This window comes from Paenibacillus segetis (genome assembly GCF_014639155.1).
Classification (GTDB): Bacteria; Bacillota; Bacilli; order Paenibacillales; family Paenibacillaceae; genus Fontibacillus; species Fontibacillus segetis.
The window spans coordinates 729,166-744,165 of the sequence record NZ_BMFT01000001.1 but is presented as its reverse complement, the minus strand read 5'-3'; the positions used below and the strand labels follow the sequence as shown (position 1 = coordinate 744,165).

Annotated in this window: 10 protein-coding genes; 1 reads left to right on the top strand and 9 read right to left on the bottom strand. The window is 46.8% G+C overall.

Annotated features, from left to right (window positions below):
* Positions 1 to 4 precede the first annotated feature (4 nt).
* Positions 5 to 637: a YigZ family protein gene (locus tag IEW05_RS03170; protein WP_188535748.1), complete on the bottom strand. Its 633-nt coding sequence runs from the start codon at positions 635 to 637 to the stop codon at positions 5 to 7.
* A gap of 105 nt (positions 638 to 742) precedes the next feature.
* The gene (locus IEW05_RS03165) at positions 743 to 2,098 is read right to left on the bottom strand and encodes a glucose-6-phosphate isomerase (RefSeq protein ID WP_188535745.1); all 1,356 of its coding nucleotides are present in this window, start codon (positions 2,096 to 2,098) and stop codon (positions 743 to 745) included.
* A gap of 166 nt (positions 2,099 to 2,264) precedes the next feature.
* Here IEW05_RS03165 and IEW05_RS03160 point away from each other — a divergent pair, with 166 nt between their 5' ends.
* Positions 2,265 to 3,161 (top strand): NAD(P)-dependent oxidoreductase, encoded by an 897-nt coding sequence (locus IEW05_RS03160; protein ID WP_188535743.1) that lies wholly within the window; start codon positions 2,265 to 2,267, stop codon positions 3,159 to 3,161.
* A gap of 112 nt (positions 3,162 to 3,273) precedes the next feature.
* Here the strand turns inward: IEW05_RS03160 and ppnP are convergent, their stop codons facing one another.
* The 7 genes from ppnP to IEW05_RS03125 all read right to left on the bottom strand — a co-directional run bounded on the left by ppnP (position 3,274) and on the right by IEW05_RS03125 (position 14,931).
* Complete coding sequence (gene ppnP / locus IEW05_RS03155; protein ID WP_188535741.1) at positions 3,274 to 3,585, bottom strand: pyrimidine/purine nucleoside phosphorylase; 312 nt, start codon at positions 3,583 to 3,585, stop codon at positions 3,274 to 3,276.
* Between the two features lie 31 nt (positions 3,586 to 3,616).
* Positions 3,617 to 5,641, bottom strand: coding sequence for a transketolase (gene tkt, locus IEW05_RS03150; protein ID WP_188535739.1), 2,025 nt, complete (start codon positions 5,639 to 5,641; stop codon positions 3,617 to 3,619).
* 652 nt (positions 5,642 to 6,293) lie between these two features.
* Entirely contained in the window at positions 6,294 to 9,182 is a 2,889-nt protein-coding gene (locus tag IEW05_RS03145; protein ID WP_188535737.1) for a VWA domain-containing protein, read from the bottom strand.
* On the bottom strand, positions 9,166 to 11,160 hold the full coding sequence (locus IEW05_RS03140) for a VWA domain-containing protein (RefSeq protein WP_188535735.1): 1,995 nt from the start codon (positions 11,158 to 11,160) through the stop codon (positions 9,166 to 9,168). The genes IEW05_RS03145 and IEW05_RS03140 overlap by 17 nt, the downstream gene beginning before the upstream one ends.
* Positions 11,161 to 11,283: 123 nt before the next feature.
* Positions 11,284 to 12,204: a DUF58 domain-containing protein gene (locus tag IEW05_RS03135; RefSeq protein ID WP_188535733.1), complete on the bottom strand. Its 921-nt coding sequence runs from the start codon at positions 12,202 to 12,204 to the stop codon at positions 11,284 to 11,286.
* Entirely contained in the window at positions 12,201 to 13,187 is a 987-nt protein-coding gene (locus IEW05_RS03130) for an AAA family ATPase (protein WP_188535731.1), read from the bottom strand. The genes IEW05_RS03135 and IEW05_RS03130 overlap by 4 nt, the downstream gene beginning before the upstream one ends.
* 28 nt (positions 13,188 to 13,215) lie before the next feature.
* A complete protein-coding gene (locus IEW05_RS03125) occupies positions 13,216 to 14,931 on the bottom strand; it encodes a DUF8809 domain-containing protein (protein WP_188535729.1) in 1,716 nt (571 codons plus the stop codon).
* Positions 14,932 to 15,000 lie beyond the last annotated feature (69 nt).

Here is a 15,000-nt window from a genome sequence, read left to right as displayed (position 1 = left end):
GGCGTTATTCCCCTTCAATTAAGTAAAGCTTCTCACCTTCCGTCAGTACAGCCTGCCCTTGCGTTATATCAGTCATCCGGTCTTTGAAGGCCTCAGCCTCCCCATCGAGTGGCAGACATAACAACGTTACCTTATCAGCAAACGCTGTTTCTCCTGTACGAACTCCTCTGGTTCTGAGCTCGTTTTCTACTTTACCATGCCAAGTATAATCCAATTCAACAAACACTTCGCGATGAAGCACCCAGTGAATGACTTCACCCGCCTCAATCGCCGCGACAGCCCCGTCGGTATACGCCCGGATTAAACCACCCGCACCGAGCATAATGCCGCCAAAATAACGGGTTACTACAATAACAACATTCTTGAGCCCTTGATTCTTGATCACTTCCAGAATCGGTTTGCCGGCCGTTCCACTAGGTTCCCCGTCATCGGACTGCTTCTGAATCTCGTCCCGTTCCCCAATCATATAGGCAGAACAGTTATGGGTTGCATTCCAATGCTTCTTCTTAATCTCCTCGATAAAAGAAATGGCATCTTCTTCGTTATCCACCGGCTTGATGTAGCCGATAAATCGCGATTTTTTGATGACTATTTCCTTATCCCCGGCACAGCGAACACTTTTGTATGACTCTAGCATATGACCTCATCCTTATAAATGTGCCAAGAAGCAGTCCATCCGGTTACTCCGGTTTGAACTGCTTCACTGGCGTTTATGTCTCCCTAAGAAGAGAAAACTTCTACGTTATTCGGAAAGTCGGGATTCAAGCTCCGCTTTTTCCTTTTCATAACCTGGTTTACCAAGTAATGCGAACATATTTTTCTTATAAGCTTCCACACCAGGTTGATCAAATGGGTTAACACCCATGAGGTATCCGCTGATGCCACAAGCTTTTTCAAAGAAGTATACCAGATATCCAAATGAATGAGGAGTCAAATCTTGAACATTGACAACCAAATTTGGAACCTGACCATCGGTATGAGCAAGCAATGTACCTTGGAATGCCTTCTTATTAACAAAATCAAGCGTCTTGCCTTCAAGGAAATTCAATCCATCCAGGTCAGCTGGATCGGATTCAATCGTGATATGGCTTGGTACTTCAGTAACTTGGATTACCGTTTCAAAGATATTCCGGTTACCTTCTTGAATGAATTGTCCCATCGAGTGCAAATCCGTTGAGAAGTCTACGGCTGCTGGGAAAATACCTTTATAGTCCTTACCTTCACTTTCACCGAAAAGTTGTTTCCACCATTCCGATACATAGTGAAGAGATGGTTCATAGTTCACAAGAATTTCCGTTACTTTGCCTTTGCGGTACAAGGCATTACGAACGGCTGCATATTGGTAACTGGCATTCTCAGCCACGTTAGGATTGCTATATTCTTTGGCTGCTTCAGCCGCACCTTGCATCATTTCTTCGATGTTAATGCCCGCTGTTGCGATTGGCAAGAGACCCACTGGTGTAAGTACGGAGTACCGTCCACCTACATCATCAGGAATAATAAACGTCTCATAACCTTCCTCGTCAGCTAATTTCTTGAGTGCACCCTTCTCGCGGTCTGTTGTTGCATAGATCCGTTTGCGAGCTTCTTCTTTACCATATTTCTTCTCCAATGCTGCACGGAAAATACGGAAAGCGATAGCAGGCTCAGTTGTTGTACCTGATTTGGAAATGACGTTAACGGAGAAATCTTTACCTTCGATCAAATCGAGCAAATGGTTCACATAAGTCGAGCTGATGTTGTTACCTGCAAAATAAATTTCCGGGGTTTTGCGTTTGTCCTTAGGAAGAAGATTATAGAACGAATGAGACAATGATTCGATGGCTGCACGAGCACCCAGATAAGAACCACCAATACCGATAACAATCAGTACCTCAGAGTCGCTTTGGATCTTGGAAGCTGCTTGCTGAATACGAGCAAATTCTTCTTTATCATAGGCAGTTGGAAGATCGATCCAACCTAGATAATCTGAACCTGTTCCCGTACCATTATGTAATTGCTCATGAGCAATTCGAATGGACTCCGCAAGATAATCTACTTCATGTTGACCAACAAATTGTAGGGCTTTGCTGTAATCAAACGTCACTTTGTTAGACATTACAATAAAAACCTCCATCTAATTATATTTATATAATCTCACTGCCTATCCTCATTAAAACTAGGATACTGTAAATTTCAAATGAAGACAAGGCACAATATACAGTATCCACCACACATGATAAAATAATTAAATGCTGTTCAATTTCTAGATTGAGGTGACTGTTTTGAAAAAAATCGGATTTATTGGACTCGGCACAATGGGTGCCCCTATGGCGGCCAATCTTTTGAAACAAGGCTATGAAGTCATTGTATACAACCGTTCCCGCGCCAAAAGTGAAGCTTTAGCTGAGCAAGGTGCATTTATAGCTACCACACCTAGAGAAGCTGCTAGTACTGCTGACACGGTCATCACGATGGTTAGTGACGACACTTCAATCATCGCTGTATATGAAGGGGAAGATGGCCTGCTGACAGGACTCCGTTCTGGAGCGACAGTTATAGACTGCAGCACCATTTCACCAGCGCTAGTGAAGCAGCTTGCTGACAAGATTCAAAAACTTGGCTGCGCATTCCTTGATGCTCCTGTAACAGGAAGCTCTCCGGCTGCGATCAGTGGCACACTTGTCTTCATGGTAGGTGGAGATACAACGACGTTAGCAGCACAACAGGATATCTTTGATACCCTTGGCAAAAAGGTACTTCATATGGGACCTAACGGCACTGGTGCAGTTGCTAAACTAGCACATAACACGATCGTCGGTATTAACAATTTGGCACTTGCTGAGGGCTTCGCCATTGCAGCCAAATCCGGTCTTCCTGGTGATGCTTTCCTAGAGCTCGTTCAACTTGGATCGGCAGGTAGCAAAGCCGCAGAGCTTAAAGGACGTAAAATTATTGATCATGATTTCACCAATCAGTTCTCCCTAGCGCTTATGCTAAAAGACCTCAAACTTGCTTCTTCACTAACGGACGAATCCAGTATCCCATCCCCGATGTTAAATCTGGCTAAGAGTTTGTTCCAAGCCGGTCAGACTGAGGGATATGGCGACGAAGATCTTTCCTCCGTCGTGAAGATCTATGAGTCTTGGATTGGACAAACGATGGGTGGCAAACAACTTTAAGCGGTAGTCTAAAGATAATATGGGTCTATATCTTAAAAGAAAAAGGCAGATACAGCGGTACCCGCTGGTATCTGCCTTTGGTCTATCTGCTTAGTTACTGGTTACGCTCCCCTTAACTATAGGAACAGCAATAGTCAGTCACAGTGCGCACTTCCAACTTAAAGGAGGTGTGGGCAGGGACGGTGAACGTCCCTTGACCTTGGATCTCTAACCATTCACTTTGGCCAGGAAGTAATACCTTCAAATCTCCAGACAGGATTTCCATTACTTCCACCGAATCCGTACCAAACTCGTATGCTCCAGGCAGCATAATTCCAAGTGTAATTTTGCTTCCATCCTGCAGCCATACGCTCCGACTCGTTACTTTGCCTTCAAAATAAATGTTAGCCGATTTGTCTACAGTTACATTACTGAATTGCGACATGTCCCCACTCCCCCTCAAAAGTGCTTCATTCTTATTTCAATTGTTCTTTCACATGGTTTACTACATTTGCCACTGTAAAGCCATACTCTTCAATGACTTTATCCCCAGGTGCAGATGCGCCGAAGATGTCGATGCCGATAACGGAACCCTTCTCGCCAGTATAACGCTCCCAGCCAAATGGATGAGCCATTTCCACAGCAACACGAGCTTTAACGCTTGGAAGAATAACGGAATCTTTATAAGCTTGATCCTGTTTATCGAATAGATCCCAGCTCGGCAAGCTAATTACGCGAACATGAATGCCTTCTTCTGCCAAAGCAGCTTGAGCTTTCACAGCAAGTTGAACTTCAGAACCAGAAGCAATGATTTGCGCTACTGGGTTACCATCTTTGGCATCAGAGATTACATATCCACCACGTTTTACGCCTTCACGTGCTAGCTCCGCACTCTTCTCAAGAATAGGTAGGTTCTGACGAGTCAACACGAGAGCTACAGGGTTATCTTTATTCTCAACAGAATATGCCCAAGCAGCAGACGTCTCGTTACCGTCAGCAGGACGAATAACAGTCAGACCTGGGATAATCCGCAAGGAAGCAAGCTGTTCGATTGGCTCATGTGTAGGGCCATCTTCACCAACCGCAATACTATCATGTGTAAGCACGTAAGTTACCGGCAGTTTCATGATGGAAGCCAGACGAATCGCCGGACGAAGGTAGTCTGTAAATACGAAGAACGTTCCTCCGAAAATTTTGAGTCCACTATGAAGTGCAATACCATTCATTGCAGCTGCCATACCGAATTCACGAACACCATAATACAAGTTGCGTCCATCACGGTTCTCAGAGTTATAAACCGTCAACCCTTTCAGATGGGTCATTGTGGAGCTTTCAAGGTCGGCAGATCCACCAAGAAGTTGTGGTACACGTCCAGCTAATCCATTAAGCGCATTACCGGAAGCAACACGAGTGGATACCGCTTTGTCTTCTGCACTATATTTCGGAAGGTCTGCATCCCATGCAGCAGGCAGATCGCCAGTGATAGCCGTTTCGAATTGCGCCGCAAGTTCTGGATATTGAGCTTTGTATTTTGCAAAAGACTCATCCCATGCTTGGTTAGCTGCAATTCCGCGCTCTTTAACTTTGGCAAAATGCTCGCGAACTTCTTCTGGAACAAAGAAATCTTCTTCAGATACCCATTTGTAAAATTCCTTCGTCAACTTCGCTTCTTCCGAACCTAGCGGAGAACCGTGAGTACCACCGTGTCCACCTTTACCTTGTTTGTTCGGGCTTCCGTAACCGATGACGGTCTTCACTTCGATCAATGTTGGACGAGTCGTATCGCTTTTTGCTTCAGCAATCGCCGCTTCAATCGCCGCCAAGTCATTACCATCCTCAACGCGAAGGGTTTGCCAGCCATAAGCTTCGAAACGTTTACCTACATCTTCAGAGAAGCTGAGGTTCAGCTTACCATCAAGTGAGATATCGTTGGAATCATACAGGAAGATCAATTTGCCTAGCTTCAGGTGACCCGCAAGGGAAGCCGCTTCACTAGCAACACCCTCCATCAAATCTCCGTCGCCGCAAATGCCGTACGTATAATGATCAACAATCTTAAAATCGTCTTTATTGTAAGTTGCAGCTAACTGAGTCTCAGCAAGTGCCATCCCAACAGCCATTGCTATACCTTGTCCTAGTGGACCTGTTGTCGCATCAACACCTGCTGTGTGGCCGAACTCCGGATGTCCTGGAGTTTTACTTCCCCATTGACGGAATTGCTTAAGCTCTTCCATTGGAAGATCGTATCCACTTAGGTGTAGCAAGCTGTAAAGCAACATTGAACCATGACCTGCGGACAATACGAAACGGTCGCGATTGATCCAAGTTGGGTGATCCGGATTATGATTCATCGTTTTTGCGAACAATTGATAACCCATTGGTGCCGAACCCATCGGCATACCAGGGTGACCGGAATTTGCTTTCTCGATTGCATCGATCGCCAACGTACGAATCGTGGTAATCGACAGGTTGTCAATGTTGTTGTTGTCTGAAAGTGGCATGCTAGTTTCCTCCTTAGAATTGAAAGCTAACTGTTTTTTTAAAATATACACTCAATCATTAAATCAAAACATTCAATTTGAAAAGATCATTTCGACTTTATCTATTGTACCACTTCAATAACATCATTTCCATATGCTTTTCTGTACTTTTAAGACTAATAACCAATCCAAAGCAAAGAGAACCTAATTTTCTACTTATCCCATACCCTGCCCCGAAAAGAACTCATTTTATACACATGTGAAGAAGGTGCTAAGTACTTACTTAACATATCTACGCAATTCGTCGTTATAGAGCACCATGATACGAGCATACCTACCTAACTCGTTAAATAGTTGTACAAAGTACACTTATATTTCAATAGTAACTTTGTGAAAGCGAGAATTAGTTGCATATAGTGCAATTAATCTAATAATATGTGCTAAAAATAGACGGTTTCCTAGAAATTAGTTGTACTTTGTGCAATTAAATCGAGCATCAGCAAAAATAGTTCAGATTTAGTTGTACTATAGTCACTTAAATGAGAGGTTAATTGAATTTATGCTTTAGAATAGTAAGAAAAACGCCAAGCGGCGTTTTTCTAGTGTATAGCTGCATAATGCTGTAATAGCGGCGGCTTAACTCGTGGCGAGGGGCGTGTGCGGGCTAGTTATACTAGCGCTTGCCACGCCGCTTGGCCTCCAGCAGGCGGCCAAGCCGCTCTGCCCCTGGCGCGGCATCTTCCGTGCCGCTGCCGTTGTTCCGCCCGGCCCCCTCCTGCGGAGGGGAAGCCGTTGGCGGAGTTTGCGCGCGTGGCTTCGCATCAGCGCGCACCGCAGCCGGCGGCGTGGTGGCGTCCCCGCCATCGCCGCCGTAGAAGGCCGCGGTGCGGGACTTCCGCGCCGCAAGGCGGGCGAGCCCGGCGTCCGGCTCTGCGGACGCGCCGGGCTGCCCGGACCCAGCCGCCGCTCGCATGCTAGCGCGGCGGCGCCAAGGCATGGCGGCGAGCAGCGCCTCCGCCATGCGGCCCCATGGCAACGCCAGACGGCGCACAGCGATGTCAGCGAGCCACAGCATCAGCGCGGCGACTAGCAGCGCGTAGTCCCAATTGCGGAGGGATTTATAAGGCTTAGTGTTGAATTGGAAGACTGCTTGCGGATCTTCCCAAGACAACATCCTGCCACCCGTAAGCTCCGCAAGTTGCTGTAGCTTCTTCTGTGAATCCTCAACATTCAAACGATATTCTGGTGAATAAGGGATAACGAACCCTGTCCCCGTACCCCCATCGATAACTTCTCCTTCCGACTTCCCCTGCAAATTAATCAGAAAAGATCCTGGATTACGAACCTCCATAACTCCTGTGTAGATCCCTGGTGAGCTTTGAATTAATGGAATCCTCTCTTCTGTTGCATCCTCACCAGCAATTACCGCTTCAAGCTCCTCCGGTGAGGTATCGCTTTCCACCTTCACTTCAAAATGAACCTCATTCCCCTTCACCACCGTATTCACATCATAAGGTGAAGCCGTAAATTGCGGAAACGTCCACTTCACCATCTCAGTGAACATATCAGAGAACTTGTTCCACGCCACCCAATCTCGTGACCATTTCCCGCTCAAATCACTAGTCCAAGCCACGCTCCGACCTGACCCATATTGCCATCTGGCAAGCAAAGGATCGGGTTCGGGGCTTGACAATACCGTCTGTGCTGTCGATTTAGGCGTCGTTGCTACATAACCGTAAACCGTGGGTAAACCACCTGAGAGCAGCTCCCGCCAATCCCCTGGTTGTACAAGTGATGGGACAAAAGGTTTATCTACAATATAAGTTCTAGCTATTAACGCTGCTTCCCGGCTAAATATCGCCGGTAATGTTGTTGCATCCTTAACAAGGTAATATCGCCCTTTAGCATCTTGTGCTAAAGATTGTAGTAACTGAACATCTGCATCATCACCGACTGCAACAGTAGACATCGTGATCTTCTCATCATTCATTGTGCTTAAGAGGTCATTATAGGCCGAAGTTCTCGCTGACTGCCCATCCGTAAGCAAAATAATATGTTTGCGTTGCGCCGAAATGGTCAACATTTTCTCAGTAGCTTCTGAAACCGCTGGGAAAATATCCGTCCCTCCTGCACTCGGTATACTATTAATCTGCGCGATGACATTATCTTTATTATCTAATTTTTGTGGTTCCACGACCCACCAGGGCTTATCATCAAACGCAACAACCCCCACCGTATCCTTGGCTCGTAGTAGTTCGACGGTTCGCATAGCCGATTCCTTGGCAAGCTCGATCTTGTCACCTGACATGCTGCCGGAACGGTCAATGACGAGAATAAGCCCCAGGGATGGAACCTCTCTTTTCCCTTCCAATTCCATCGATACGGGAAGCAATTTCTCGATCGGTGTCTTGAAATATCCACCCATGCCATAGCTATCCTCGCCGCCAACCATCACAAACCCAATTCCGTAGGAACGAACGGCTGCTTCGATCAGTTCCATCTGCTTACCCCCGACTTGATCACCCGAGACGTTATTAAAAATAATACTGTCATATGCAGCATACTTAGCTATCTCAGAGGGGAGCATCGTTGGTTCCATAACGGAGTAATCGATCAAACCCGATTGAAGAACATTCTCCAGATTAGAGGAGGTTCCACTCTTACCTTCTACAATCAGCACCTTGGGACTACCTGTCACACGGGTAAAAGCGTAATTTACATTATTTGCCGACTGCTCGTCCCCTTCCGTGAAAATTTCTGCTCGATATCGATGGAGTCCGGGAGCTTTAGCCACTCCTTGGAGCGCATACCGATTTTCTCCTGGCTCTAACGAAACGGTCTTCCGTCCGATTTCCGTATTATCTTCATAAAGGCGAAGTTCTCCATTACCGGAAAAGGTGCTTCTAATCAATACTTCAAACGTAAAAGATTCTGCAAGGAACAGCTTCTGCGGAACTTGAAATGCTTCAACCGCAGCGTCCTTACGATCAGGTTGGATATACGGAAGTACATCAATCGTAATTCCCCGTTCTTTCAGCAGCTTGGCTCCATTTAAGACTTCTCCCACATTTTCTTCTCCGTCCGAGATCAGGACAACGTGACGATTCCCTTGACCTCCGAACAGACTCCCTGCAAGTTGTAGACCTTTCTCTAAATAAGTAAATCCAGATCCGACCTCTCCTCCAAAGGAGCCATCTGTGAGAGGCGAGTAGTCTAAGTTTTTTTCTACAACGGCATCAAGGCCCACAGATACAGCCCCGACTTTATCCTGCGTACCTTTCCCTTCGCCGGCGGTCGCAATCCACGAGGAAACGGAGCTTAATTCTCGCATACTAGAGGACCGATCACTTAAGAAGACAACTTCTTTATCTTTGACCAGTGTATAAGTGCGCAATCCGGCAAGCAGAAGAACAAGCAGTAGAATGATCGACGCACGTAGAGCGACAGCCCACTTCTTCCGTCCCCCAATTAATCTAAAATCAGCTCGATACCCATATACGGCACCAACAGCGAATGGTATCAAGAGTAGTAGCAACCAAGGATGATCAAATTGAACGCCCACGCTGATACACCCCCCACTCCACTAAAATAACAAGCAATGCTAGCCACGCTAGGAGATACACCAATGATAATCGCGATTTCAATTGCATACTTTCATTACCTGATGGGTTATCTCCTATGTCGTCTCCATCGACGACCACTGTACCATCCGATCTGCTTAATTGAAGAGGCTCCGCACTCTGAATGACTGACTCTCGTGAATCAGCAGTTACCTCTACACTGAATTCGGGCAGATCCGTACCATCTTCACTCTTCGATACAAACCGCCATAATCCAGGTATTCCCGGACTCTCCTGCTCTGAAGCTATATATTGATCACTTTGTCTAGCCGGTATAGACTTTGCTCCCACTGCTATTGCATAACCATCAATAGGTATCCAAGAAGCTTCAACAGCTGACGCAGATACAGGAATGTCTATGATGGATCCAGCCGTTACACGACCAAGTCCAGTCATTTTACCTGATTGAAGCCACTGAACAGCATTATTCACAAGGATCGGAAACTCTGGCCGCAAAGGTAAATCCCCTTCTTCTAGCGTGAAGAGAAATCTTAATCGCGGAACTCCCGCTTCCGTTCCAGCATACATCACAGGTAGCCCGTCCATTGTTAGAATAGGCTTGGCCCACGCTGGTACTTCCTCGTCCTGAAGTTCTCCAGCCGGCGGTTCTGTTAGCGATAAATAACGGGTTACCGGATGATTCTCTACCTTCATTTCTCCCCGGGTAGGTTGGACTACTTCTCCTTGCCCCCCCAAAGTCCACAGCGGTGTATCACGCAATAGTTCAGCCCAAGGAGTCTGCTTGATAAATGCTGGAGCCTCACCATCAACAATTACGATATCAGGAGACAGAGATGGTAATTTACGCGTACTGGTATTTCCAGCCTCACCTTCGTCATCAGAGGATGAACTCGAATCGGGACCCATTAAGGTCACCCTAGCTCCAGAGAGCTGCAACGCTTTCTCCAAAAACAGATTTCCTGAGGAAATAAGCAATACATTTGGCGCTCCCCCTTGCTCTCGAAATGCAAAGGCCTCATTATCAGGAGCATACTCATCGTCTGGACTTAGTTTGAGCTTATAGATGTCCGCAACAGGTAACCCAGCGAATGACATCGTCATCCGTTTGCCACTCTCAACTACTAATTGTTTAGAAGCAGTTAGTTTCCCATCCCCATACAAATCTAGAGTAACTTTCACTTGTGATGTACCATAATTGCGAATAACCGCTACCCCGGCACCTTCAGTAGAATTCGAATCGTATTTGACGCCAAATTGTTCAATTGCCACATTCACCACAGCAACATTGCTTGAGTTCAAGGAGACCATCTCTACTGGAGCATCAAAGACAATGTCCGCTGAAGATTCACTCCATTCCCCATCCGTATATAGAACAACCCTGGCCTTTGAGTCATCTCGCGACAATGCAGCCGCCAGTGATAGTGCCTCTCTATAAGCTGCTTTACCATAATCGATAGATAAGGCTTCAATCACTTTCTTTAAAACCTTTTCATCATGCTCTCGTGATAACAACACCTGCGGTTCACTTCCAAGCTTCAGAAGTGTTACTTCACTTCCTTGATCAAGCGAATCCGTATACTTAATCAATTGCTTCTTCATTTCAGTCAAACGGGTTACTGAATCCTCTTGATTCTTTAGTGCTCCATCCCATATTGCGCTCATGCTGGCCGACGTATCAGCAATAATAATCGTATGGCCCTGTGCTTTGCCATGGACCCAGACGAAGGGCAGCATCAGCGCAAATACAAGCAGCGCGGCAACCAATAACTGTAACCACAGCAGCAATCGATTTTGGAGCTTCTGCCACGGACGATTCGCTTCAATATTCCGTAAGACGCGATTCCAGAGCAGATGGCTGGGAACGATCGTGTCGATATACTTTCGCTTGAACAAATACATCAGCACAATAACGGGAATGGTTAAGCCGAACCATAATCCTGCCCATGATGTAATTCCCATGACGTCCCCTCCTAAAAGTTTCATTCAAAAGATCTGATGACTTTCCAAATTTAGGTGTAAACAATGCAACTACTACTTCACGCAACAGAAAGTGGGCTTTGTAAATACCATCCTGTCCCCCACTTATGAACCAACAACGCCTGCACCGCGCAGCGTCTCGAAGATTCTCTTCTCAAGTGGCAAATGAGTTGGAGCCAACACATAGCGTATACCCCGCTCACTGCAAAAGCGGGCAATCTCTTCTCTATATTGCTTCAAAGCATATCCATACTTCTCCAGCACTTTACCTGTCAGTGCAATCTCCTTGCCTGTTCCAAGCTCACTATCTAGTAGGCGCAAATCACCACTCAGTTTGGGACCTAGCTCCTCAGATGACAATACTTGAACTAGTACAATTTCTTGACCCGCAGCGAGCAGGAAGGATAACATATCTCCCAGCGTTTCAATGCCACCTTCTAACCAAAAATCAGAGAAAATCCAAGTCATTCCAGGTTGTCTAGGAATAGATTGCGGGCGTCGTAACGCACTTGCCAAATCACCCGAGCCCCTTGGAACAGCATCTTGAAGAAATGTAAACAGCCTGGCGGCTGAAGCCTTCCCTCTAATCGGCGGTAATTTCCCCTCTACTTCACTAGCAAACAGTGAAGCCTGCACCCGATCGTACCCAGCCAAAGCCATATAACCTACGGAAGCAGCTAATGACTTAGCATAAAGAAGCTTATTCTCGGTAGCGGGTGCCCCGGTACTCTTCTCGCCACCAAAATCCATGGATGCTGAGATATCTACATACAGATTGACGTATAGTTCTTGCTCATCCCAATATTGCCGAACAAATGGCCGTCCGGTGCGGGCATATACTCCCCAATCGAAACGGCGGATGTCGTCTCCCGGTGCATACTCACGATAGTCGGCAAATTCCAGCGAAGCTCCCAATCGGCCCGAACGGCGTTTCCCCTGCGTAGTTCCTTTGACTCTTCGTTTGGAAGCGATAGATAACCGTTCCAAGCGAGGTAGAAGTGACGGTGGTAGCAGTGGTTCCGTCATCTTGAGCCCTCCAACGCAGATACTATATCCTCTATTAATCTGTCGGTAGAGACCCCCATCGCCTGACCTTCGAAATTAAGGAACAACCTATGACGCAGTGCAGGAATGGCTACCGCAACAATATCACCTGTCGATACATGCATCCGCCCCTTCGAAATTGCCCTTACTTTACTCACAGAGATTATGGACTGGATACCACGCGGGCCTGATCCAAAAGCAACATATTTACGAATAGATTCTGGAGCAGACGGCTCGTCAGGATGGGTCATCATTAACAAACGAACTCCATAATCTAGCACATCATCAGCTAGTAGAACCTCTTTAGCCACTTGCCGTATATCTAGCAATTCTTGTGCTGAAGCCAGCTTTTCAACAGTTAATAGATTTACAGCCGTTGTACGACGTACAATTTCCTTCAATTCCTCTGGGCTAGGGTAGGTCACATTAATTTTTAGCAAAAATCGATCCAGTTGTGCTTCGGGTAATGGATACGTCCCTTCATTCTCGAGCGGATTCTGAGTTGCCAATACAAAGAAGGGCTGCGGTAGCTTCCTAGTCTCACCAGCAACGGTTACCGTCTGTTCCTGCATCGCTTCGAGCAGAGCACTTTGCGTTTTTGGTGTAGCCCGGTTAATCTCGTCAGCAAGAACAATACTGCTGAACACTGGTCCAGGCTGGAATACGGTATCAGCAGCACCTTGCAGGCCAAATCGAATCACATTCGTGCCCGTAATATCACTTGGCATAAGATCGGGTGTAAATTGAATGCGCGAGAAGGAAAGGTCAAGCGTATCGGCAATCGTGCGAACTAACATTGTCTTACCCAAGCCAGGTATCCCCTCTAATAAGGCATGTCCACCCGCAAAAACACACCACAAGAGCTGTTCAACAACTTCCTGTTGTCCAACGATGACGCGGGCAATTTCCTCCCGCACCAAAGATATTGTATTTCTGCAGTACTCCATCTGCTCTTTTGCTTCCATATCCTATGTCCTCCTCATGAATCCTAACTCAAGACCCTGGGTCAATCTCTGTAAAATAACTCTCGACCAAACTCTGCATGCTTTGCGGTAGTTCATTGCGTTCCAAAGAACGTTTGGCCTCCGCAGCATAATCGCTATATACCTCTTCATATGGGCGGCTTGTTCCTTCAAATACGGGGGAATTGCCACCCTTTTGTACACTGCCTCCGTTAGAAGGGCCTCCATCATTTTGAACGTTGCCACTGCCACTGTAAGTTCTAGGTGTCTTCACTAAACTACGTCCACCTGAACCTAATCCAGCCCCCGAGCCCGATCCATTTCCCTGACCACTGCCACTACCGGAACCAGAACCGGACCCAGTTCCACTGCCACTACCAGAGCCAGAACCAGAACCGCTTCCACTACCGGAACCAGATTCACTTCCGCTACCAGCGGCTTGCCCAGAACCTTGGCCCACTCCCTGTCCAGCCCCACTTTCTCCACCTTCAGCTCCACCATTCGATCCTTCACCACTAGCAACGCTGTTTCCAGAGGCTAACTCTTCGGCACTGCCACCCATACTCCAAGTATTCGAAACGGCAAGCCCTGATGCCGACATCTCCTGTGCCAAGCCCATGCCTTGTTTGGCGAGAGCAGAGGCTAATGCTGCGGCACTGTCGGCTTGCTGCGAATTTCGACTCGCACTGCTTGCCGCTTGCTGCAAGGCGTCATTTAAAGTTTGAAGCGCTTGATCCATCTGAGATGGTTGTCCCTTACTCAACGCTTCCGCCGCTTTCTTCAACGCTTCTACCAAACGCTGCGCATCTTGATCATCAGCGGGTGCAGTATCCGCTAGTTGTTTCAAATCATCGGCTAACGACTGGCGATCTTCCTTCGCCATGCTATTCATGTCTTTGCGCAGCGTATTCATCTGTTCTGCTAGTGATTCCGCATCCTTCCGCTCCAGCGCCTCACTTAGTCCTTTGGATACCGGATTAGACTTCCAAGAGTCAAGCCACTGCGACTGCTCCTGTTGCTTCAATTCCAGCTTATCTGACATTTCTTTGAGCTGCTTCATCGTTTGCTCCACACTTTCAAGTGCTTCGCTTGGATCAGAACTCTTCTCCAAAGCCCTTCTCAAATTCTTTAATTCTTGGGATAAAGGATCCGTTACCAAAGGTTCTAGTTTACGTTCCTCAAGCGTCTTTGTAAGCTGCTCTATCTCTTTCTTCTGTGTATCTACCCATTGTTGTTCCTGTTTGTGCTGAGCAATAATATCATTCATCGGGTTAGGCAGCACGGCCAGTAATATAGCTACAAGAAGACCAGCGGCAAGAGGAATCCATTGCTTGCGCTTAGATGGAAATGGAAGCTTATTCTTCAAATCGCGAATATAAACCTCGCCATATTCAATAGCTTGATTCCGTTGAAGAATAGCGGCAGGAATATCACTGTCTGCAAATGCTAGTGACGTTGTCATGGCATCCTGTCGCTCCACTCCAGCTTCCGTAGCATCCATCATACGAGCAGCCTCCATATAGGAAATCCGCTTCAGTAGTCCATATAATAAACCAACGATTGTTGTAACAATGAAGCTTCCAATAGCAAACCACAGTACGCCATCAATAGGCCACAGCCTTCCTGCAACAAACCAAAGAATAGCAATGACTACCCCTCCTGCAAGACCAAACCTTGCTCCATCAATGCTATGGAACCATCGCAACCGCCGACGAACCTTATTGATTTGAGTATAAATTTGCTCCACGTTTCCACCTCCTTCCCGCAATTATTCACGATGTAATGCTTAGTCGCCTTCTTGCCCTATGCCACAATC